Below are 21,238 nucleotides of genomic sequence, written 5' to 3'. Positions count from 1 at the left end.
ACAATAATTGTTCTTGATCCGATGAATTTCTAAAATATATACCCTAACCTTAAATTATTATATTTTTAATGATAGAACGGAGTGCATGCCTTCGTTCTATTTTTTATAATTAAATTACCCCATAATTGCAGACAACTGTATTGCTGAAGGTGCCATAGTAAAATCTGGACAGCTGTTGGCAACTCAGAGGTTTGGTTGGTTAATGCAAATTGTAGCAGCCTACCCGAAGGTGGTCTGCCTATAAACTTAAAATAAAATATAATCAGTTGAAAAGCTTTCTCCAACAGGTAGTTGATGATTTATTACGTACCTATGACTCCTTAGACGACCTGATCTTAATACTTCCCAGTAAAAGGGCGGGAACTATTTTAAGGACAACCTTGGCCAATACGGCCGATAAGACTATTTTTTCACCAAAAATTTACAGTATTGAAGGCTTTGTGGAACAAATATCCAATCTGCAAACGGCTTCCAATATGGAGCAGCTTTTTACCCTTTATAAAGCGTATTCGTCCATGGAATATGGAGAAAAGGATAACTTTTACACCTTTTCCAAATGGGGACAGACCTTATTACAGGATTTTAATGAAATAGATAGATATCTTATAGACACCAAGGATATATTTTCCTATTTGGCCAATATCCAAGAAATAAATCATTGGTCATTACAGAAGGAAAAATCTGAAATAATAACGAATTATATTAAATTCTGGAATAATCTTGAACCACTTTATAACGCTTTCAACGATTTGCTAAAAGCCCAAAAATTAGGCCATCAGGGTTTAATTTATCGTACGGCCTGTGAACAGTTGAAAGACTATTTAAGCAATAACAAAAACAAGACACACATATTCCTTGGCTTTAATGCATTAAATACGGCGGAATCCTACATTATTCAGGAAATACTTGCCAAGACCAAAGCGGATATTTTTTGGGATGGGGACAGCTATTTTGTGGAGGATCCCATACATGACGCCGGTTACTTTATAAGGCAACATTTAAATACTTGGCCCTGGCTTAAAGGGAAGACTTTGAAGGGTGTGGAAAGCAACTATTTATCCCAAAAGGATATCAAAATAATAGGCGTACCTAAAAATGTTTCCCAGGCGAAGTACGTAGGAAACCTTTTATTGAAACTTAAAAAAGAGGACAACAACATTCTTAAGAACACGGCAATAGTGCTAGGTGATGAAACCTTGTTGAACCCACTTTTAAATTCTATCCCCTCTGAATTGGACACGGTGAACATCACTATGGGATATCCTTTAAAGAGTACTCCTTTGGCCAGTTTGTTTTCGCAGTATCTTTCCATGCATATAAAAAAGGATTCCCAGGGTTGGTATTTCCAGCAGGTGTTGGACTTTTTATCTCATCCTTACATTCAGATTTTGTGTACTGAAAACCAACAAAATAAGGCTAACCTGATAAGTGAAGCTATTAGAACAAAGAATTGGGCATTTATAACTACGGATAATTTACGGTCCCTAGGGGAAGGAAACGAAGATTTGCTAAGTTTACTCTTTTTTCGGGAGGAGGTCCCGGGAACCGTTTTTTTAAGTAAATGCCATCAAATTATTCAAATTCTTAGGGAAAGGTTTGCCCTGTCCAAGGATTCCCTTGGATTGGAGTACTTGTATAAGTTTTACTCCCTCTTCAATCAACTTCAGGACATGGTGGAGCAATATTCATTTGTCAATGACCTAAAATCCTTGGAAAGTCTTTATTTGGAGATTGTAAGGAATGAAACCCTGGATTTTCAGGGAGAACCCTTGGAAGGTTTGCAAATAATGGGAATGTTGGAAAGTAGGGTGCTCGATTTTGAAACTGTAATTCTAACTTCCGTTAACGAAGGTATACTCCCTTCCGGGAAGTCCAATAATTCTTTTATCCCCTTCGATCTTAAAAAATATTACAAACTTCCTACCTATAAGGAAAAGGATGCCGTATACACCTATCACTTTTATCGCTTATTGCAACGGGCAAAAAACATCTACTTGGTGTACAATACCGAACCAGATGTTCTGGAAGGCGGGGAGAAGAGTAGGTTGCTGACCCAACTGCTTACGGATGAAAATAAGTTGGCAGAGATCACTGAGATCATCGCGGCCCCTGAAATTACTCCTTCTATTAAGGTTTTACAGACCATAGCCAAGGATGAAAGCCTCATGGATTTGATCAAGACGCATGCTGCCAAAGGATTTTCTCCTACCTCCCTGAGCAACTATATTAGAAACCCCATAGATTTTTATAAACGTAATCTATTGGGAATAGACGATATTTTGGAAGTGGAGGAAACTGTTGCCAACAATACCTTTGGAACCATTGTACACGATACCTTGGAAGACCTCTATAAGCCTTATTTAAACACCTATTTGGAGGAGTCCATGCTGCAGGAAATGAAAAAGAAAGTAAGGCCCTTAGTTATTGGCCACTTTGCGAAAAGCTTCGCAGATGGCGATATTTCCAGAGGTAAAAACCTAATTGCATATAATGTAGTAGTTAGGTATGTGGAAAATTTTCTAAAACTGGAATTGGCAGAAGTGGCGCAACATCAAATAAGGATATTGGGGGTAGAAGAAAAACTACGAATGGATATTCATGTTCCAGGGCTGGATTTCCCTGTAGCCCTAAAAGGAAAATTGGATCGGATCGATGAAAAGGATGGGGTTATTAGAATTATCGACTATAAAACGGGAACTGTAACCAGTTCTCAAGTTGAAATTGTGGACTGGGAAGATGCCATTGCGGATTACAACTACAGCAAAGCCTTTCAATTGTTGTGTTATGCCATAATGTACAACAGTATTAAACCTATTGGTACTATTGAAGCTGGGATTATTTCTTTTAAAAATTTAAGTTCGGGTCTGCTCAAATTTGCCACAAAGGAAAAAAAGGGCAGTAGAAACAAGGATAATTCCATTACCCAAGAAACTATTGCCCATTTTATGGAATCCATAAAAACTTTAATATTTGAAATTGGTAATCCGGAGGTGCCGTTTACCGAAAAAGAGGTATAGCCCTATTTTTTATCGGGTCGCGTTGGTCTAACCTCTATCTTGCTGGGCAAGGTCCTTGGATTCATGTTCAAAAGATCCAAAACCAACTCGCCAATATCTTCTGGTTGTATCTTCCATGCATCCTCTTGCGAAGGTTCATGTCCATTAAAATTAGTGGCTACGGAACCTGGCATTATGGTGGAGACCTTAATATCATATGGTCTTAGATCCAACATGGCAGCTTGGGTAAAACCTACTACTCCGAATTTGGTGGCATTATATCCCGCACCATTGGCAAAGAAATTTGTGCCGGCCAAACTTGCCACGGTAATATAATACCCTTTGGATTTCTTAAGGGCTTCTACCGAAGCTTTTAGCGAGTGAAATACTCCGTTTAGGTTGGTGTTCACCATCTCATGCCATAGAGTGTCGGAAATTTGATCTATGGGGGCAAAATGTCCAACTCCTGCATTGGCCACCATCACATCCAATTTTCCCCACTTATCCAAAATCTTTTTAATCGCTGCTTTTTCGTCGCCAAGTTTTGATACGTCAGAGGCAATGGCAAGTACCATGTCTTCCGGACCAAGCTCTTTGGCGGCTTTTTCGGCATTCTCCAAAAGCCTGCTACTTATGGCCACTTTCATTCCCGCTTTCAATAATTTGGACGCTATCCCAAATCCTATTCCCTTGGAGCCTCCTGTAATATAGGCTACTTTATTTTTTAGATTATTCATGCTGTTTAGTTTTAGGTGAAATTATAATTATAAGGGCAGAAAATAAAAAACAAAGCGTTATTGTTTTCTTAAACTCGGGCATAAAGGCTATTCCATAAACCCCTATTTTTTCATTTAAAGTAGGGGCAGGGAAACCATGAAAAAGAAGTGCCCGTTAATATCCCTAGGCAACCACATGAGAGTTAAATTGTTTATGCAGAAGGGCTTTTTTAGAAAAAACTATAAATTTAGCTCGTTATAACTCAGTAAGGGGATGCTGATATGTTCCTCCATTTTTGCAACCAAGCTTATATGGAATATTTTTTGAAAAAATCCCTTTTCCTCCCGTTCCAGCAGTACCAATAAATCGGCTCCAATAGTCTTGGCATGGGTTTTAAGTTTATCCTGGATTTCGTCAGAGAAAATTAGGGTGAAGCCTATGGCAGTATCGTCAACCTCTTGCCGAAGCATATCCTTAAACCACTCCATCTGTTCTTTTCCAGCATATTCTTTTTCAGTGGATATATGTACTATCTGTATTTTGGCGCCAAGTGCCTTTGCCATTGGGACCAATTTCTTAATAGCCAAAATATCCGCTTCCTCAAAATCTGTAGCATACAAAATAGTTTTTATAGATTTGGCGGTAACCTTATTTGGAACAATTAGTAGAGGACACGGAACTTTTTCCTGAAGGCCCTTGCCAATATTGCCCACGAAAAGACCGCGATCCGTATGCTTGTCCTTTCTCCCTATGATGATCATATCGGTTCCCAAATCCCTGGATTTTTCCAAAATGGCATCGGAAACCGAATCGTTATGGACTACTTGGACCTGTATCTTTTTGCCATCTACGGTAACGCCCAAATGCTTTTCGCAATATTTGGATAAAATTTCGGTCTGCTCCTGAATTACGTGGTATTCAATTTGTGCCGCTGGCCGAGAAACAGAAACCCTAATGTGATCCATCTCATGAACATAAAGGACCATCAGCGAAGCCTTTAACTGATTACTTAATTGATATGCATATTTCAGGGCCGCTGCGGAGTTTTCGGTGCGATCGGAGGCGTAAAGTATTGTCTTCATTGTAGCTTTATTTGAAGGTTAAATCTAAAAGCTATTGTCGATAATAAATATGATATTGGTCATAAGCTATGGTACAGGCCCCTTTTGGGTATTTTGAATGGCCTTGTCAATGATGATAATATGCCTTTTCTGCAAGACCTAATTAAAACTAAAGTTAAAATACATGTTAACTGATCTGTGTCATTTTGAGAGACAATTTTCAGTTGTATTTTGGAATTCATTGGAACCTATAAAAACCCAACCTTCATGAAAGCTATAGCAAAAATTGGAAACCTAATCCCTAATAATGACAAGATGATGATTCTACGTAACCTTAGTCGTATTATGGATATTAGGGTAATAGACCTCGAGGTCGACACAGGAAGGCTCATTTTCCTTTACTATAGTCCAATAGGTTTGGAACAAGTAAAACAAGAGCTTTGGAGGATTGGATATCCAATACGACATTTTAAATTTCTTTCCACATTAAGTCCCAATTTGCAAGGTGATGGTAGTACTGAGACCGCCTTTGCCTAATTCTTTTCTCAATTTTTTTTCAGGGATTTTTTTAAAGTTGCTGTTATTTCCGCCACACTTCGTATTGGTCCCGATAACCCAATAATTTTTGTAGTTCTGTTCCGGAAAATTTAAACATTAGAAACAGTTTTATGAAGTTTGGGAGAATTCCTATGAATGGAGAGTTCTGTCCAACTGCTATATTGATGATCGTTATCATAAAATAGCATATTTAAGAAGTTTACTTTTGGTAAAATGTGTTTGCTTATGAAACACTTAATTACCAACAGCTTTTAATTTGAAAAATGCACTTTGAAAATTTTATTGATCAAACCTTATTAAAGCGTACGGCAACCGAGAAGGACATTGAACAACTTTGTACTGATGCCTTGAATTATAATTTCTATGGGATATGTATTAACGGATGTTATATATCCCTTGCAAAGGATTTACTTAAAGATTCGAAGGTAAAGTTGGTCTCTGTGGTGGGATTTCCTTTAGGGAGCATGTCCACCAAGGCAAAGGTGAATGAAGCAATGGATTATATGGAGCAGGGGGCCAATGAATTGGATATGGTATTAAATATTGGGTGGTTAAGATCTGCGGATTATTTAGCTGTTCAGGAAGAAATTAGGCAAGTAAAGGAAGTTGTTGGCAATAATGTACTAAAGGTTATTTTGGAAACCTGTTATTTAACCGATGCAGAAATAATTACGGCATGTAAATTAGCGGTAAGTGCCAAGGCCGATTTTGTAAAGACTTCAACTGGTTTTGGTTCCAGGGGTGCATCCTTTGAAGATGTGATTTTGATGAAGAAGGCAGTTGGAAACAAAATTAAAATAAAGGCATCAGGAGGAATTAAGGATGCGGTTATGGCCCAAAAATATATTGATTTGGGGGTGGCTAGAATAGGTACATCCTCTGGAGTACCCATAGTTACGAACCAAAACTGAAGGTTTAAGTCTTGTAGTACTTTTGAACAGTAATAAGAAATTGAATTAAATATGAGCGCACATATTGAGGCCAAGCAAGGTGAAATAGCGGAAACCGTACTAATGCCCGGAGATCCCTTAAGGGCCAAATGGATAGCAAATACATTTCTTGAAAATCCCGTCTGTTATAACCAAGTTCGTGGTATGTTGGGATATACCGGCACCTTTAAGGGCAAACGGATATCGGTTCAGGGAAGTGGTATGGGCATTCCTTCGGCACTCATCTACTATCAAGAGTTAATAAATGATTATGGGGTGAAAAATCTAATCCGAGTGGGTACCGCAGGCTCTTATCAAAAAGAGGTGAAATTACGCGATATTGTTCTGGCTATGGCAGCTTCCACCACCTCTGGGATCAATAATTCCAGATTTATCAATGCCGACTATGCACCAACGGCAGATTTTGACCTGCTTCTTAAAGCTGCACTTTATGCCAAGGAAAAGGGAATGGCCATTAAGGCAGGGAATGTACTTTCTTCGGATGAATTTTATGAGGACGATCCCGATTCCTACAAATTGTGGGCAAAATTTGGGGTCCTTTGTGTAGAAATGGAGGCGGCCGGATTATATACCATAGCTGCCAAGTTTAATGTTAAGGCCCTAGCAATATTAACCATTTCGGATTCTTTGGTGACTGGCCAAAAATCCAATTCCATTGAACGGGAGACTACTTTTCAGGATATGATAGATATAGCCCTAAATATTGCTTAAGGCGGGGATAGCATTTTTTTTTTCACTTTTAAACAACAGAAAAAACCAAGCCTATAAGGAAGTTGTTTTTGGACAAAATCAAATTATTTAATCCACTATTATAGCACAAATGACCCAGGTCATTTTACAATTGAAAAGATAAGACCATTTTTGTGTATATCCCAAAAACAGGAAATCATGGCACTTAATTTTAATCAGTACGCTACGGAGGGGCATACCTTCCTAAAGGATTACACTAAGCAAATGGATATGGGAAATGATACCGACAAAGCCGGTCGTATTTTAACTTCCGTACTTCATGCGTTGAGGGAAATTATTCCGGTGGAGGAATCGTTGCAATTTATTGCCCAGATGCCCATGTTTCTCAAGGCCGTTTATGTTAATGGATGGACCGTCAAAAAGGTAAAGCCCAAAATTAAAAATATGACCGAATTTTTGGATTTGGTCAGACAATTTGATGGGCCTACAGCAATAAACGATTTTGAATACAGTGATGAAGTGGCCGAAGAATATGTAAATACCACATTTCTTTATTTACGAAAATATGTATCCCAGGGAGAAATGTCCGATATCCGGGATAGCCTTCCAAAAAATCTAAAAGGGATGATCTTTAATAATTTAATATTCTAAATACCAATACCATGACTTTATACCTAGCACTTTTTATTTATGCCAGTATTTATATAGTATCCTTTATGTTGAAAAGATATTCAAGAGGTTAAAAAAGTATGGGGGAATTTAGTCATAGGTGGACTATGATAACCTACCCATATTCCTTAATATTTTTATTTAATTTGATATTTCATGAAATCAAAAACACAATTGTTTATTGAATTATGGGAAGAAGCCAGGACCCGGTTTTCCAACCAATTGTCCAATATAACACAGGAGGATCTAAGCAAAAGATTATTGCCAGCACCTAACAGTATCGGTTTTCTTATAAGGCATATTGGGGATGTTGAATTGCTTTTTGCCAAGAACGTATTTGGTGCACAAGAAGCCAAGGTCATTGCAAAAACGGTCATTGCCCAAAAGGATACAGGGGAGTGGTCCAATCTGACCGAATTATCGGAATATGTGGAATATTCTTTCCAAATGCTTAGATCGGTATTGGAAAAACAACAAGAGGAAGATTGGGAGACCACAGTTACCACCAAAGAATTTGGTACCAAGACAAAGGCGGAGGCCTTTGGGAGAATTGTATCCCACACTATACACCATTCCGGTCAAATGGTCATCATTAAGAAATATGGTTCTTAGTGATTAATGGATCTTGTCTACCACCCTTTTTAGTTTCACGCCCACTTCATCCGCAATATTCATTAAATCCAAGTTAATTACTGCCTGCATGGAGGCCATGGGGTTTACTGCTGCAATTTCTACAAGCCCAGGTTCCTTTTCCATTACAATTACATTACAGGGCAACATGGTGCCAATTTTATCTTCGGCCTGTAAGGCTTTATGTGCAAAAGGGGCGTTGCAGGCACCCAGAACGGTATAATTATAGAAATCTACGTCCAATTTTTTCTTCAGTGTATCTTTCATATCTATTTCCGTCAGCACCCCAAAACCCTCTTCCTGTAAGGCCAATTTAGTTTTTTCAATGGCCTGGTCGAAGGGTATATTTCCGATTGTTTTATTAAAATAGTATTCCATAATAAAATTATTAATGTGTTTTTAGAAAATAAAATCAGTCAACTAAAATCTACTGACTTGAATATAGTAATTAATGTATTATTTTTTTAATCCATTTAAATCGGTCTATGCCGTAAAAAATGCAAAGAAGGCCTATTATAACAAAGACTATATATAAAAAAAGGATTGGGATATCTAGATATCCCAATCCTTAATGTCCGGGCTTGGGTAGCACTTTTGCACTTATCCGAGTCCCAAGCAGCAAGCTACAATTGTAACGGGCTGTACAAGGGGGTAGGGTAATAAGGCTCAAGAAGTTACTTATGCACCGGTTTATGGTCGCTAAGGCATTACTGCTTAGAAACTTTATTTTTATTTCTTTCAAAGAACGATTGCTTTTTAATAAAACTAATATATGGTTATCATATTGGATACGAAATGACATAGATCAGTTGAGTGTTTTTTTTCTTGATTTTTGAATAAAGGAAACAGGAATGCTTAATGTCCTGAATCCTTCTATGACTATTATCCTTTTCCCTGTCCCTCTACATTTGTGGTTGGGGGTTCCAGCAATTCAAAGAATTGATCTAGTTTGGGTAAAATAATGATTTCCGTCCTGCGATTAACGGCTCTACCTTCCGCTGTTGCATTGGTAGTTTTTGGCAGGTATTCGGAACGTCCCCCAGCCGTCATTCTTATAGGTTGAACAGCAAATTTAGTTTGCATTAATCGTACAATCGACGTTGCCCTTTTTACACTTAAATCCCAATTGTCGGTCATGCATTCGGTAGAAATGGGAACATTGTCTGTATGGCCCTCAACTAAAATATCCAATTCCTTATGGTCATTGATGATCTTGGCAATTTTGCCGATAACTTCCTCTGCCCTGCTACTTATGTTATAACTCCCGGAACGGAAAAGCATCTTGTCTGAAATAGAGACATAGACCACTCCTTTTTTCACCTCAATATTTATGTCCTCATCCTCAAAATTGTCCAAGGACCTTTTTAAGTTCATGACCAATACTAAATTAATGGAGTCTTTTCGCTGCATACTACTTGTAAGGTCTTTTATGTATTTATTCTGTTCGTTTAGGGCTTCCAAAGATTTCTTAATACTTTCGGCTCCCGATTTGCTTACAACGGAAAGATCGGAAAGGCGGGCCAACAGGTCTGTGTTGGTACTTTTAAAGTATTCCATTTGTTGCTCCAAGGATTTGGATCTGTTTTTCTCATTGGCCAATCCAACTTCCAACAAATTAATTTCGTTCTTGCTGGTATTTAATTCATTTTCACAATTTACTGCCCGGTCTTGCATAGCAGTATATTTTTTTTGGCTTACACAGGAAGTAAAAAGTGTTAGTGCCAATACGTAAAGAAATAGTGTTTTCATATTCATAAGATTATTGAATAATAGTTGTCCCATAAAGAAAGTTACAATTCAATCGGTATCAAATGATAAATATCATGTAGGGCATTGGCCTTTAGGTTTTTGGATATTGGTATTCTTTCTTCACATTGGTTCACTGAACTGGATTTATCTATTATTAAACTTATATTAATTGCGTTGTGTGTATAACTGACAATGGTCATAGGGTGGTGCAGTGTTAAGGTATAGCTTTATAATCCTAAGCAGGAATTAGTGGGTGCTGCCCACAACGCTATTCAAGAGGGATTAAGACCCGAGTTGCTTGTACTTTTCCTTCTTAAGGGCAGTAAATTAAAGATGTAATTCTATGAAAAAATTTAGAAAGATACTTCTTGTGTTTTTATCGGCTGCCGTGGTCTTCTTGGTGTTTATGTTTTGGTATCAAAATGAATACGCTATGGACCATGTTCAGGAATACGAGCTAAATTCTCCCGGGGAAAATTCCAGATTGCTTTTGGCCACACAGGGAAGTGAATTTAAAAATACAATTACTACCGCCATTGTGGATTACTATAAAACGGAGCCGGTATATATCAAGGTAATAGATGTTTCCGCATTAGTGGGTGTAAATCCGAATAATTACGATGCCCTATTGGTAATCCACACTTGGGAGAAGTGGAAACCACCCTCAGCGGTTCAATCGTTTATGGACAGAACCATCGAATATAGGGACAAGATGGTTGTCCTGACCACTTCGGGCGAGGGTTCCTACAAAATGGAAGGAGTGGATGCATTGACTGGAGAATCTATTTTGGACCAAACTCCCATGTACGTAGGTGAAATTATTAAAAAATTAAACCCGTTACTAAAGTTGTAAATCTTGCAATACAGTTTCTGATCATAGGATATATAATACTGATGAATAGTTATGTATAATTTTAAAAACTTCAATATTGCCGACTGGTTTTCCTTTTATCGAATTTTGGCCGTACCGCTATTGCTCGGTCTAATTTGGGTTGGTGAACGGGAATGGTTTAGTTGGATGTTGCTTATAAGTTACAGTACCGATGCCATAGATGGGTTCTTGGCAAGAAGATTAAAGATTTCCAGTGCCAGGGGATCACAGTTGGATTCTCTGGGAGATCAAGTAACCCTTATTATGGGATTGATTGGTTTGATCTTTTTTGAAATCACTTTCATTAAGGAGAATCTTCTTCTTATAATTATTGCATTTGTACCTTACCTGATTCAGATGTCCATTGCCTTTGCCAAATATGGTAAAGCCACCGCCTTTCATACCTATTTGGCCAAGTTATCTGCCATTACCCAGGGAATATTTATTTTATGGCTGTTGTTCTTTGGGCCTGTATATTGGTTGTTTTATACCATGATTGTTTTGGGGGTGTTGGAAACTGTTGAGGAAATTACGCTTATCTTTATGTATGATGACTGGGTAGAGGATGTAAAAGGTTATTTCTGGGCGTTGAAAGATAAAAGAAGGCTTGTGAATAACAATAATCAATAGCAAAACCCCTATTAATGCGATCCTACACTTTTTTTGCAATAGTCCTTTTATGTTTGGCCATTTTATTGATCGATACTTTGGCGTTCTACTGGCTTAAATCTATCATGGAGCCTATTGCTACTTCCAATATTAAGAATATTATTTATATCGCCTTTTGGTTTTTTACCATTGGGCTCATTATTTCTATATTGGTGTTGAAAATTAGATTGGAAAGTATATCACCATATAGAAAACAACTGCTTATTTCATCCTTATATGGATTGACCGTTTCCTCCTTTATTCCCAAGCTGATCTTTGTAGTTGTAATTTCCATACTCTATTTCTCAAATTTTTTGATCACAGGGGAGAAATCCTTATTGATCATTCCTTTAGTAGGTGTTTTTTTTGGGTTTTTGCCATTCTTCGTTATTGTGTATGCCGTATTCAGGGCCGTATACAGATTTAAGGTACATCAGGTGGTTGTAAAATCTAATTTGCTACCGCAAAACTTTAACGGATTGCGGATAGTTCAAATATCCGATCTTCACCTGGGCAGTTTCAATTATCGCTATCATATACTGGACCGCGCCATTAAAACCATAAATAGTTTAAAACCTGATTTTATTTTTTTTACAGGCGATTTGGTAAACAACTATGCATGGGAATTGAATGGTTGGGAGAAAATTTTAAAGGAGCTGACCGCCAAAAAGGGCAAATATTCCGTGCTTGGGAATCATGATTATGGGGATTACAGTAAATGGGAATCGGAAGAAGAGAGAAGGCGCAATTTTGCCGATATAAAGGATTTTCATGCCCAAATTGGTTTTAAGCTTTTACTAAATGAAGCCGAATGTATTGAAAACAACGGGGATAAAATTGCAATTGTGGGAGTGGAAAACTGGGGGAATCCGCCTTTTAAGCAATATGGGGACCTGCAAAAAGCCCTACAGGAAGTGGATGGCATTGGGTTCAAAATTTTATTGTCCCATGACCCTTCGCATTGGAGCGAAGAGGTGGTGGAAAAGACTAATATAGCCCTTACGCTCTCCGGGCATACCCATGGTATGCAGGCGGGGATCAACATTAAAAATATAGAATGGAGTCCCATAAAATACAAATACAAACATTGGGCTGGATTATATAGCTTGGGCCCTCAATTTCTATATGTAAGTCGAGGATTGGGGTGGATGGGATTTCCTGGCCGATTGGGCATGCGTCCGGAAATTACCTTGATAGAGCTTGAAAATGAATAGTGGAACCGTTATTTTACATGTAAATGCGTCTAAGTAAAGCAGTATTCAAGGTGCTTATTTCTCAATTTTTTCCAGCTCTTTTTTTTCCTCTTTTTCCTTCTTTTTGAAATAACGGCGGGTAAGAAAGTTATGCTTTAAGGCTTCCGTAACCTCGTTGAAATTTTTGATTCCTTCCGTAACGTTTTCCATACTGGTTTCCAATTGCCCTACCAATACGGTGTCTGTGGCCAAATAGTTAATGGCCCCTTTTCCTGTTTTAATATCCCCGATGACCGAATTTAAGTTCATGGACATTTTTTCGATCTCCAGGCTGGAATTTTCCAGATGCGAAATAACATTTTTCATTTTATCTCCGGTAATAGAGTCCTTCAAGAGTACACCTGCAGTACTATTATCAAAATCCAACTGCTTTACAATCTGGTTTATCTCTGCGATCATTATATTGGCTTCATTACTGGTATGTTTCAGATTGGTAATGGTTTGGTGCAGTTCCTTGGCCATAAGGGAATCGTTCAGCAACCTACCAAAGGTGCCTTTGCCCTGGGTTAAGGATCTGGTTACCTTTAGCAGGTCTTGGGTCAACAATGCGGCATTTTCATTGGTTTGGTTAAGGGTGTTTAGCATATCTTGGGTAGCCACCCGGCTAAAGGATTGTAATTCGTCCCCAGGTGCAATATGGGTTGTCTTTCCTTGCCCCGGTACAATATTGATGAGCATACTGCCCACAAGTCCATCGGAACCAATGGTAGCTACGGCATCTTTTTTAATATGATTTTGCATTTTTTCCTCTATGATCATATGTACGCGAATGGTGGTATCGTTGATCATCTCAATTTTGTTCACCGTACCTACATTTATACCGGAAAAGCGCACATTATTTCCATTCTGAAGTCCGTTGGCATCCTTAAAAAGGGCACTTATAGGAATGGTTTTACCAAACATATTCTGTCTGTTCCCAATTAAATAGGCTGCAACGACGAGTAGTGCCGTACCGAGGACCACGAATATTCCGAGTTTCAAATTTTCTAATGTTGTCTTTGCCATGTTCTTATTTTTTAAAAAACGCATCCACTTTTGGATCGGTAGATTGTGATAATTGTGAATAGGTACCTTCGGCGTAATTAATACCATCTACCAAGAGTATCATTCGTTCCGAAATTACCCGGGCACAATCCACGTCATGGGTAATGATCAGTGAAGAAGTACCATATTTCTTTTGTATGGAACGCATAAGTTCTATAATCTCCTTGGAGGTAATTGGATCCAAGCCACTGGTAGGCTCGTCATAGAGGATTACCTTTGGTTTTAGTATCAGGGTACGTGCCAGGGCTACCCTTCTCTTCATACCCCCGGATAATTCTACTGGCATTAGATCCATGGTATGGGCCAATCCAACATTTTCAAGGGCTTCGCGCACCAGCGGTTCGGTATCCGCAACCACTCCCAATTTTTCTTTATGCCTACGCATGGGAAATTCCAAATTTTCACGTACCGTCATGGAATCGTATAGGGCACTTCCCTGAAAAAGAAATCCGATATCCGAACGCAATTCGTCCAAGGTTTCCTGGTCCAAGGCGTTTATTTCCTGGCCCAGAACTTTAACCGTTCCGCTGTCAGGTTTTACCAGGCCAACAAGGCATTTGATCATTACCGATTTCCCGGAGCCCGATTTCCCCATGACCACTAGGTTTTCTCCTTCCAGTAGGGTCATATTAAAACCGTTCAGGACGTGATTGTCCCCAAAACTTTTATAAAGGTCTTTAATCTCTATAACGGCCTTTCCACGTTGGGCAGATTCATTTGAAGTTGTTATTTGGTCAGGGTCTGTCATATTAAAGCTCATAAAAAATGTCGGAAATAAATACCGCTATAAAATCTACCACAAACAAAAGTAAGGATGCCATTACTACAGCGGTATTGGCTGCTACACCTACGCCTGCAGTTCCCTTCTTGGAATAATAACCCTTATAACAGCCTACCAATCCTATTGAAAATCCAAAAAAGAACGATTTTATGGTGGCCGGTACCAGGTCACTAAAGGACAAAGCATCGAAAACCGTATTAAAGTAGAGTTGAAAGGAAACGTCTCCTTTTAAATTCTCTACCAGTGCCGATCCATAAAGGGCGACCAAATCCCCGTATATTACTAAAATGGGGAGCATTAAAGTGGTGGCCATTATCCTTGTTATTACTAAATACTTAAAGGGATTGGTCCCCGAGACTTCCATAGCATCAATTTGTTCGGTAACCCGCATGGAACCTAATTCGGCCCCTATCCCCGATGCAATTCGGCCCGCACAGATAAGGGCCGTAATAACGGGTCCTATTTCCCTTACTATGGAAATCCCTACCATATTCGGCATCCAGGAAACTGCTCCAAATTGAATGAGGGTGGGTCTAGATTGCAAGGTAAGCACCAGGCCAATGATAAAGCCCGTTACCGTCACCAACATCAGGGATCTGTTTCCCATTTGATAGCATTGGCGCAATAGTTCCTTAAACTCGAAAGGAGGTTTTAAGACCTCCTTAAAAAATCGGGAAGCAAAATAGGAGAGATCCCCTATCTCTGTGAAAAATTGTTTTACCCCTTTAAATGATGTAGCTGTGTTACCCATACCCAAATCCCTTTGTAAGGGTCTATTTCATCAAAGATAGCATGAAAGAAAAGGCCTTAAAATGAGGAATGTCATATACAGGGGTGTGACCATTGTCATTTTATAATCCACGGAACCGTCTTAGTTTTGATTAAAATAACACCAGATTTTACCAATATGATTAAAGCCAATATTACCTTTCTCCATGTATTAGTTCTTTTGATAGTTTCATGTAATGTTAACCGACCTATTTCCGCAGAAAGCCCATCCCCTGAAAAACCTAGCTCTGATCAGCAAAAGGTAGTGCCCCAAAATAATATTCCTAAGAAAGCCAAACCCCTACAGGCATATGTAGATAAGGATATTACGGTGGCCAATTATTTTAAGTTTATGGATGCCTTGGCCAAGAAGTACGATTCCCTAGTACCCTATGCTTTATCCGAGCATGTCTTGGTGAGTGCCAATCCATGGATAATGGATACCTTGGCGAATACGGACTATTACAGGCAAATGGCAAAGGATTCCTTTGTTTATGACCAGAGTAAAATGATTGTTCTTAAGGCTCATGATTCCTTGTTGATTCCGGATGCTACTGAGGGACAGAGGCTTATAAGGGATATGGAACATACTTGGATAGACGTAAACATTCCGGAGTTTAAGCTTCGGATTTATCAAGATTCCCTGTTGTTATATACCTTCCCCATAAGGGTGGGACAACATAGAAAAAGATATTTGGCTATGGGGGATCGCGTTACGGATTTAAGGACGAAAACCGGAAAAGGCAAGATTGTAAGGGTGGAAAGGAACCCTAGTTTTTATAATCCCGTGACCGGCAAGCGATTTTATGTCACCAAAAGGGATGACAAAAAAACAACCATAATGCCTGTTATTCCATGGATAGAAACGGAAATAAATGGTATTCGAAATGGGCAAATGATACATCCTACCACCAATCCAGTGAGCTTGGGCAAGGCCTATTCCAACGGTTGTATAGGTGTTGCGGAAGCAGATGCATGGATTATTTATTACCATGCCCCTCTAAATACCCCAATTCAAATACGATATGATCTAACTATTTTGGATGATAATGGGGAAGTACAGGAATTAAAGGACATCTATAACTATCAATAGACTGCACAATCTAATAGGAAAAAATATCCCTTCCCGAAGAGTAAAAAACGAACTTATGGAGAAAAAATATAATCCCTTTTGGGATTATGTTATCAGCTTCTCTCTTGTGTTGGTTCGTTTTCAAGATTCTCAAATTCTGACTGATACCTTTCCAAAAACCTTTGCTGCATCGTTTCCATTCTTTTCCGGATCCTGTCTATATCCATAAAATCTTCCCCGAAATCGCTGTCAAAGAAATCGTCGTCAAAGAACCGTTTGGTAAAAAGGGAGTCGTCGGAGAAAAGGTCCCCGAAACGCTGATTGTCTATATGCGAAAAATTCCTGTAAAATTTGGACCTGAAAGACCGCAGGAGACTATCCGGATTCCTTTGGACCAATTCGTCCAGATTATCAGTAGACGACCAAGAATAAATTGAATCGTACCGAATAAGGTTTCCGTTTTCATCGAATTCCTTATCTACCTTCCAAGTTCCCTTGGGCGGTTCCACTTGGGTTATACTGTCCTTGTCCTTTTGAAGGTTGTTTTCTTTTTTGTTTTCTTGGGCGTTGCAACTTAAGTTCAAAATTGCCGCCATTGAAAGAATCACTATTTTTTTCATGTTAAACAATTTTTAGTTACACAATAATTCATCTGAAATTCCACAAAATTTTTGCCAAAACATTTGAAAATCAGGGGTTGTCAGGTTAAAAAATGTTAAAAATACTAGTTGTTGGGCCGTGGTGATTTTATAAAAATCCCTGATCATACCATCTTAAAAATAAATGGGCAAACACTAAAAATGACCCTTAAGATTGCCTAGGTATTCTTGAAAATGTTTACAATCGTTATTTTGTTCGCAGCATGCTTCTTTTTTTGTTTCAAGTAAATCAATATAGGGGGACACTTCAATTAAATACAATGCTATTATTTCTCATGAAGACCTAAGGCCAGTTATAAATCTAAGAGACTATCTAGGTACCTAGAGGCATGGTCGTATCCGATCATATAGGCTTTATCGATTCCCTTTTTGTCCAAGACTTTGATATATTCGAGATCCTTTGGTCGGAAAAGGATGTCCGTGGCACATAGCTTTTCCCTACTGTTCGCATGTAGCATAAGCCTGTTGATGCGGTTGGCCAACTGAAGAGGACTTTTTAGAACCGACTTTGCGATTTCTTGCATTCCGGAGGTGTAGCAGCCAATGATATAATCGACCTTGTTTGCTAGCGGCTCCAAAGGAAAATTATTCATTATCCCGCCATCGGCATAGAGACGGCCATCGATGGTTACTGGATTGAAGACTGGGGGCAGTGCTGCAGAGGCCAACAATGGCCGTATCAGTTCACCAGAACTGAACACCTTCGGAACCCCCGATTGCAGGTCGGTGGCAGTAACGAACAGCTCTTTTTCCAATACATCGAAAGTATCCTTATCAAAGTATTTCGAAAAAAAGAGGTAATATTTTTCGGTATCGAACAATCCAGGTTTGTTAATGCTAAATAAATTGTATTTGAACAGCGGAGTTTCTTTAAAGAAGTCCAACATGTTCATCGGATTTGTTCCATTGGCGTACAATGCCCCGACTATGGCGCCTGCACTTACCCCTGACATGATATCGGGGTAAATGTCCCGTTCGTTAAGGGCCTTGATGATTCCTATGTGCGCCATTCCCTTAAGCCCTCCCCCCGATAACACTAGGCCTATTGTCTTTCCTTTTAGTTCCTGCAATTTCATTTTTCTATAATCAATTCAATCAAAGTCAGTTTTTGGCCATACAACATTGGCTAAGATTGGTAAATACCTCCAGATTCGATCAACTTCAACAACCGGTTCTGATGAAGGGTGCGTGTAAATCGTTCCCCGTTTCTATAGTAGACGCATTCCACAAAAGTGTTGTTGTTGATGGTACCCGTCAACGGATCTTTTTTGGATACATATCTTACAATCTCCATTTTTTGGGCATTATTATCCCCCTTAATCTTTACCCAATCTCCAGGTTTAAATTTTTTAATTATCATGATCATATTGTTTTTAAAGGTTAAGGTTCTAATTGGGAAGGTGACTGCATATTGGGCCGCTTTCCCACAATTTATTTTGCTTTAGACAGAAATTTTATAAGCTACTGATACTATTTCACTGCTGAGGTCTGAAGCAATTACCTCGCCTGCTGCAATTTTGCATTTTCCAAGGCCATCTCAGCTTCTTCGGTAATTCTCTAATTAGTAGGTATAACGCTATCCAGATCATTTTTCCTGATATTAAAGACTAATATGGGCGAACAAGTGGTGGCGCTTTAAAAAATCTTAAGGTCTTGGACATGAAAATGGTCTTTTCTATATGCGACTTGGCCTTGTTTTAGCGGCTATTGGTAAAGTTCTTTTGGCATGTTGGCATGGGTACTTCCGCAGCATAGCTTATCGGCTCGTCGCTCGCAAACCTTATATTTTGTTGTGTTTCTTGGTTTATTCTTTTTTTTGAAACTGTACCTCTTCCAAATAATTCTTTTAGGGCTTCCCAAAACTATGCATCGGATCTAGCTTGGTCGATATTTCTTGTTTTTTGGATTACACATTTCGGCGACCAATCTTTTTTTAATTCACACTAATGATCCTCTGGGGCCGACGACCTTTTTTCTTTCCGATTTTTAGGCTCAATAGGCCGTTTTTCATTTTTGCTTCCAATTGTTCGGGATCTACATTATTTGGAAGTCTGAACGCCCTATAAAAAGAATTATGAACGAATTCTTGACGTACCCAGTTTCTGCCTTCTTCCTTACTAGTATGTTCTAACTGCGCCGTTATGGTCAGATAATCATCGACTACTTCGATACGCACGTCTTTTTTTTCTAATCCAGGCAACGCCACGGAAAGCTCAAAAGCAACGTTGTCGTCACTTATGTTTGTAGAGGGTATCGTTACCAGTTCTTCGTCATCTTTTTTACGGTGCGGCAATAGCTTGTCCACAAAATTGTCCAAGAATGGAGGAAACTTGATTGCCTTGCCCAATTCTTTGCCAAATATCTTCATATTCACCAATCTTTTAGGTTCAACAGTAAGTAAGGAAAAGGGGCCGAATCTTCGGCCCACCTTACCTCTAATTCATAATTCAGGAAATATTTATACTTCTGGCTGGCTTTTGTCTTGCCTCTTCCTTTTTTGGAAGATGAATGCTTAAAATCCCCTCATTATATTTGGCCTTGATCTTACCCTCATCAACGGTTTCAGGCAGCGTAAAACTTCTCTTGAACGAAGCGTAACCAAACTCCCTGCGAGTGTAATTTTCCTCTTTCAGATCATTTTGTTCCTCTGTTTCAGTAGAAATGGAGAGTACCTGATTGTCAAGGACAATGTTAAAATCGGTTTTTTTGAGCCCCGGAACAGCCATTTCGACGAAATAGTCATCAGCGGTCTCTTTTATGTTTACCATCGGAAGGCTCATGCCGGTGTTGAAGTTTTGAGAAAATACCGATGGCCATTCCCTATCAAAAATATCATCGAACAAAGACCACATTGGGAGATTCGATTTCCTGTGGGGACTTGTTTTTGTCAAACCCCCATTGTTAGAAACTTTTGCTAAAGTGCTCATAATAATAAAGATTTAAATTAAACAATATTTTCACTTTTTATCGAACAATAAAAATGCCAAATCCTTTACTTAAAAAAGAAACAGCAAAATTTTAAAATCTTTTTAAGAAAATCATGTTGAAAAACCCATTCGGCGTCAGTTTTAAAATGTCAAAATGACATTCTTAATGACATTTTTTAACGCCTAAAGCATTAAAAGCCTGTTATTTAAGGTGTTTGTGCCATTGGAATATATTGCTTTTGCTATAACGATTGGAAGTTTAAATGAGCGATACTAAAGATATCGTTTTGGAACAGAATTTGAATATCGGAATTTGGTTATCCATTATCTAAATCCCTTTTGGATAATGACGTATTACCCAAGACAACTTTCTGAATATTGGTAAAAAATAAAGCTCTGATGTCATGGAAAATATAGATGATACACAAAGTTCGCATAGGGGCCTACATGGATTTGCGGCCTTATACTTTAAGGAACTGATACGTTTGAAAGAGGATGAAGATCGAGAAGCGTTCAACAAGTTGGTGCAGACCATACTACCGGATGTGGAAGGCTATATTGCGAACCGCCTTGGTACTTCGGTAAGGAATGGCCATATTCCAACAGGAAGGTACAAAGTAGAGGAATTTGTCAATGCACTCTACCTTCTGGCATTTGAGCGAATCTCCGAAATAGAGGATGAAAAAGATCTACCGTTCTGGCTTTTTCAAAAAGCGGACGAACTGTTGCAAGAAACCATAGTCGAGGAGGAATACAATACGCGCTTCCTTGATAATATTGAAAAATTTTCAAAAATAGAATGGATTATAATGCAAGAGGATTACAGTGTGGACAGCGAAGGCGAACGGACTTTGTTGGAGGAGTTTGATGACCCGTCTTATCCGAAATATGACTACCAATTGGCAGATGTTTTTATCGAAGACCCCGAAGATAAATGGATCGAAAAACTCAATGAGGAACTGGGTGGAGGCAAAATGCACGAACATATTGATATGGTACTTCACCGTTTGCCGGCACCAATGAAATCTATATACGATCTGGCGGTAAACCAACGGTTTTCGGTTCAGGAAATTTCGAAGATTAAGGGTATTCCCGTTGAAGAGGTAGAATCATATTTGGTCAGGACACGAAAACATATCCGTACCAGTTTAAAGGGTAGATATCCATCAAAGAACGTGCAATCCTAAATAGGAAA

Annotated in this window: 23 protein-coding genes; 11 read left to right on the top strand and 12 right to left on the bottom strand. The window is 38.8% G+C overall.

Annotated elements, in window-relative coordinates; genetic code table 11:
- Window positions 1–266: 266 nt before the first annotated feature.
- On the top strand, window positions 267–3,017 hold the full coding sequence (locus KO529_RS20755) for a PD-(D/E)XK nuclease family protein (protein WP_215949758.1): 2,751 nt from the start codon (window positions 267–269) through the stop codon (window positions 3,015–3,017).
- A gap of 2 nt (window positions 3,018–3,019) precedes the next feature.
- Here KO529_RS20755 and KO529_RS20750 read toward each other — a convergent pair whose 3' ends face one another.
- Entirely contained in the window at window positions 3,020–3,733 is a 714-nt protein-coding gene (locus KO529_RS20750) for an SDR family oxidoreductase (protein ID WP_215949757.1), read from the bottom strand.
- 219 nt (window positions 3,734–3,952) lie between these two features.
- Window positions 3,953–4,795: a universal stress protein gene (locus KO529_RS20745; protein ID WP_215949756.1), complete on the bottom strand. Its 843-nt coding sequence runs from the start codon at window positions 4,793–4,795 to the stop codon at window positions 3,953–3,955.
- A 246-nt stretch (window positions 4,796–5,041) separates the two neighbouring features.
- Here KO529_RS20745 and KO529_RS20740 point away from each other — a divergent pair, with 246 nt between their 5' ends.
- The 5 genes from KO529_RS20740 (at window position 5,042) to KO529_RS20720 (ending at window position 8,253) form a co-directional block, all read left to right on the top strand.
- Window positions 5,042–5,311 carry a hypothetical protein gene (locus KO529_RS20740; RefSeq protein WP_215949755.1) on the top strand — a complete coding sequence of 90 codons (270 nt, stop codon included), beginning with the start codon at window positions 5,042–5,044 and terminating at the stop codon, window positions 5,309–5,311.
- Window positions 5,312–5,595: 284 nt separating this feature from the next.
- Window positions 5,596–6,243, top strand: a complete 648-nt coding sequence (gene deoC, locus KO529_RS20735; RefSeq protein WP_215949754.1) for a deoxyribose-phosphate aldolase — start codon at window positions 5,596–5,598, stop codon at window positions 6,241–6,243.
- Window positions 6,244–6,294: 51 nt separating this feature from the next.
- On the top strand, window positions 6,295–6,993 hold the full coding sequence (gene deoD / locus KO529_RS20730; RefSeq protein WP_215949753.1) for a purine-nucleoside phosphorylase: 699 nt from the start codon (window positions 6,295–6,297) through the stop codon (window positions 6,991–6,993).
- A 177-nt stretch (window positions 6,994–7,170) separates the two neighbouring features.
- A complete protein-coding gene (locus KO529_RS20725) occupies window positions 7,171–7,623 on the top strand; it encodes a DUF2267 domain-containing protein (RefSeq protein WP_215949752.1) in 453 nt (150 codons plus the stop codon).
- A 174-nt stretch (window positions 7,624–7,797) separates the two neighbouring features.
- Entirely contained in the window at window positions 7,798–8,253 is a 456-nt protein-coding gene (locus KO529_RS20720) for a DinB family protein (protein WP_215949751.1), read from the top strand.
- A gap of 3 nt (window positions 8,254–8,256) precedes the next feature.
- On the opposite strand, the gene KO529_RS20715 is transcribed toward KO529_RS20720, so the two are convergent.
- Complete coding sequence (locus tag KO529_RS20715; protein ID WP_215949750.1) at window positions 8,257–8,649, bottom strand: DUF302 domain-containing protein; 393 nt, start codon at window positions 8,647–8,649, stop codon at window positions 8,257–8,259.
- A gap of 504 nt (window positions 8,650–9,153) precedes the next feature.
- Window positions 9,154–10,020, bottom strand: a complete 867-nt coding sequence (locus tag KO529_RS20710; protein ID WP_215949749.1) for an OmpA/MotB family protein — start codon at window positions 10,018–10,020, stop codon at window positions 9,154–9,156.
- Window positions 10,021–10,363: 343 nt separating this feature from the next.
- Between KO529_RS20710 and KO529_RS20705 the strand changes: the two genes are divergently transcribed.
- From KO529_RS20705 to KO529_RS20695, 3 genes are read left to right on the top strand one after another with little or no spacing between them, the layout of a single operon-like run.
- Window positions 10,364–10,873, top strand: coding sequence for a hypothetical protein (locus KO529_RS20705; protein ID WP_215949748.1), 510 nt, complete (start codon window positions 10,364–10,366; stop codon window positions 10,871–10,873).
- A 51-nt stretch (window positions 10,874–10,924) separates the two neighbouring features.
- Window positions 10,925–11,521 carry a CDP-alcohol phosphatidyltransferase family protein gene (locus tag KO529_RS20700; RefSeq protein WP_215949747.1) on the top strand — a complete coding sequence of 199 codons (597 nt, stop codon included), beginning with the start codon at window positions 10,925–10,927 and terminating at the stop codon, window positions 11,519–11,521.
- A gap of 14 nt (window positions 11,522–11,535) precedes the next feature.
- Window positions 11,536–12,753, top strand: a complete 1,218-nt coding sequence (locus KO529_RS20695; protein WP_215949746.1) for a metallophosphoesterase — start codon at window positions 11,536–11,538, stop codon at window positions 12,751–12,753.
- Between the two features lie 54 nt (window positions 12,754–12,807).
- Here the strand turns inward: KO529_RS20695 and KO529_RS20690 are convergent, their stop codons facing one another.
- From KO529_RS20690 to KO529_RS20680, 3 genes are read right to left on the bottom strand one after another with little or no spacing between them, the layout of a single operon-like run.
- Window positions 12,808–13,797 (bottom strand): MlaD family protein, encoded by a 990-nt coding sequence (locus KO529_RS20690; protein WP_215949745.1) that lies wholly within the window; start codon window positions 13,795–13,797, stop codon window positions 12,808–12,810.
- A 4-nt stretch (window positions 13,798–13,801) separates the two neighbouring features.
- A complete protein-coding gene (locus KO529_RS20685; RefSeq protein WP_215949744.1) occupies window positions 13,802–14,584 on the bottom strand; it encodes an ABC transporter ATP-binding protein in 783 nt (260 codons plus the stop codon).
- A gap of 1 nt (window position 14,585) precedes the next feature.
- On the bottom strand, window positions 14,586–15,368 hold the full coding sequence (locus KO529_RS20680; protein WP_215949743.1) for an MlaE family ABC transporter permease: 783 nt from the start codon (window positions 15,366–15,368) through the stop codon (window positions 14,586–14,588).
- A 156-nt stretch (window positions 15,369–15,524) separates the two neighbouring features.
- On the opposite strand from KO529_RS20680, the gene KO529_RS20675 reads away from it, so the two are divergent.
- Entirely contained in the window at window positions 15,525–16,478 is a 954-nt protein-coding gene (locus tag KO529_RS20675) for a L,D-transpeptidase (protein WP_215949742.1), read from the top strand.
- A gap of 92 nt (window positions 16,479–16,570) precedes the next feature.
- On the opposite strand, the gene KO529_RS20670 is transcribed toward KO529_RS20675, so the two are convergent.
- From KO529_RS20670 to KO529_RS20650, 5 genes are all read right to left on the bottom strand, one after another.
- Window positions 16,571–17,077 carry a hypothetical protein gene (locus tag KO529_RS20670; RefSeq protein ID WP_215949741.1) on the bottom strand — a complete coding sequence of 169 codons (507 nt, stop codon included), beginning with the start codon at window positions 17,075–17,077 and terminating at the stop codon, window positions 16,571–16,573.
- A gap of 332 nt (window positions 17,078–17,409) precedes the next feature.
- Complete coding sequence (locus KO529_RS20665; protein ID WP_215949740.1) at window positions 17,410–18,192, bottom strand: patatin-like phospholipase family protein; 783 nt, start codon at window positions 18,190–18,192, stop codon at window positions 17,410–17,412.
- Window positions 18,193–18,242: 50 nt separating this feature from the next.
- Complete coding sequence (locus KO529_RS20660) at window positions 18,243–18,476, bottom strand: hypothetical protein (protein ID WP_215949739.1); 234 nt, start codon at window positions 18,474–18,476, stop codon at window positions 18,243–18,245.
- Window positions 18,477–19,049: 573 nt separating this feature from the next.
- Complete coding sequence (locus KO529_RS20655) at window positions 19,050–19,484, bottom strand: Hsp20/alpha crystallin family protein (protein ID WP_215949738.1); 435 nt, start codon at window positions 19,482–19,484, stop codon at window positions 19,050–19,052.
- Between the two features lie 79 nt (window positions 19,485–19,563).
- Window positions 19,564–20,043, bottom strand: coding sequence for an Hsp20/alpha crystallin family protein (locus KO529_RS20650; RefSeq protein WP_215949737.1), 480 nt, complete (start codon window positions 20,041–20,043; stop codon window positions 19,564–19,566).
- Between the two features lie 404 nt (window positions 20,044–20,447).
- Here KO529_RS20650 and KO529_RS20645 point away from each other — a divergent pair, with 404 nt between their 5' ends.
- Window positions 20,448–21,230 (top strand): RNA polymerase sigma factor, encoded by a 783-nt coding sequence (locus tag KO529_RS20645; RefSeq protein ID WP_215949736.1) that lies wholly within the window; start codon window positions 20,448–20,450, stop codon window positions 21,228–21,230.
- The last annotated feature ends 8 nt before the right edge of the window (window positions 21,231–21,238 follow it).

It is taken from the genome of Arenibacter algicola (genome assembly GCF_018860365.1).
Lineage (GTDB): Bacteria > Bacteroidota > Bacteroidia > Flavobacteriales > Flavobacteriaceae > Arenibacter > Arenibacter algicola_B.
Note: the sequence above shows the minus strand (reverse complement) of the source record. Positions and strands in the feature narration are given on the sequence as shown.

Excerpts from the sequence above, each read along its gene's own strand:
- KO529_RS20685 (WP_215949744.1), bottom strand. The coding sequence starts at position 14,584 with ATGACAGACCCTGACCAAATAACAACTTCAAATGAATCTGCCCAACGT.
- KO529_RS20690 (WP_215949745.1), bottom strand. The coding sequence starts at position 13,797 with ATGGCAAAGACAACATTAGAAAATTTGAAACTCGGAATATTCGTGGTC.
- KO529_RS20645 (WP_215949736.1), top strand. The coding sequence starts at position 20,448 with ATGGAAAATATAGATGATACACAAAGTTCGCATAGGGGCCTACATGGA.
- KO529_RS20650 (WP_215949737.1), bottom strand. The coding sequence starts at position 20,043 with ATGAGCACTTTAGCAAAAGTTTCTAACAATGGGGGTTTGACAAAAACA.
- KO529_RS20695 (WP_215949746.1), top strand. The coding sequence starts at position 11,536 with ATGCGATCCTACACTTTTTTTGCAATAGTCCTTTTATGTTTGGCCATT.
- KO529_RS20750 (WP_215949757.1), bottom strand. The coding sequence starts at position 3,733 with ATGAATAATCTAAAAAATAAAGTAGCCTATATTACAGGAGGCTCCAAG.
- KO529_RS20665 (WP_215949740.1), bottom strand. The coding sequence starts at position 18,192 with ATGAAATTGCAGGAACTAAAAGGAAAGACAATAGGCCTAGTGTTATCG.
- KO529_RS20660 (WP_215949739.1), bottom strand. The coding sequence starts at position 18,476 with ATGATAATTAAAAAATTTAAACCTGGAGATTGGGTAAAGATTAAGGGG.
- KO529_RS20675 (WP_215949742.1), top strand. The coding sequence starts at position 15,525 with ATGATTAAAGCCAATATTACCTTTCTCCATGTATTAGTTCTTTTGATA.
- KO529_RS20680 (WP_215949743.1), bottom strand. The coding sequence starts at position 15,368 with ATGGGTAACACAGCTACATCATTTAAAGGGGTAAAACAATTTTTCACA.
- KO529_RS20710 (WP_215949749.1), bottom strand. The coding sequence starts at position 10,020 with ATGAAAACACTATTTCTTTACGTATTGGCACTAACACTTTTTACTTCC.
- KO529_RS20705 (WP_215949748.1), top strand. The coding sequence starts at position 10,364 with ATGAAAAAATTTAGAAAGATACTTCTTGTGTTTTTATCGGCTGCCGTG.
- KO529_RS20715 (WP_215949750.1), bottom strand. The coding sequence starts at position 8,649 with ATGGAATACTATTTTAATAAAACAATCGGAAATATACCCTTCGACCAG.
- KO529_RS20720 (WP_215949751.1), top strand. The coding sequence starts at position 7,798 with ATGAAATCAAAAACACAATTGTTTATTGAATTATGGGAAGAAGCCAGG.
- KO529_RS20745 (WP_215949756.1), bottom strand. The coding sequence starts at position 4,795 with ATGAAGACAATACTTTACGCCTCCGATCGCACCGAAAACTCCGCAGCG.
- KO529_RS20740 (WP_215949755.1), top strand. The coding sequence starts at position 5,042 with ATGAAAGCTATAGCAAAAATTGGAAACCTAATCCCTAATAATGACAAG.
- KO529_RS20700 (WP_215949747.1), top strand. The coding sequence starts at position 10,925 with ATGTATAATTTTAAAAACTTCAATATTGCCGACTGGTTTTCCTTTTAT.
- deoC (WP_215949754.1), top strand. The coding sequence starts at position 5,596 with ATGCACTTTGAAAATTTTATTGATCAAACCTTATTAAAGCGTACGGCA.
- KO529_RS20670 (WP_215949741.1), bottom strand. The coding sequence starts at position 17,077 with ATGAAAAAAATAGTGATTCTTTCAATGGCGGCAATTTTGAACTTAAGT.
- KO529_RS20655 (WP_215949738.1), bottom strand. The coding sequence starts at position 19,484 with ATGAAGATATTTGGCAAAGAATTGGGCAAGGCAATCAAGTTTCCTCCA.
- deoD (WP_215949753.1), top strand. The coding sequence starts at position 6,295 with ATGAGCGCACATATTGAGGCCAAGCAAGGTGAAATAGCGGAAACCGTA.
- KO529_RS20725 (WP_215949752.1), top strand. The coding sequence starts at position 7,171 with ATGGCACTTAATTTTAATCAGTACGCTACGGAGGGGCATACCTTCCTA.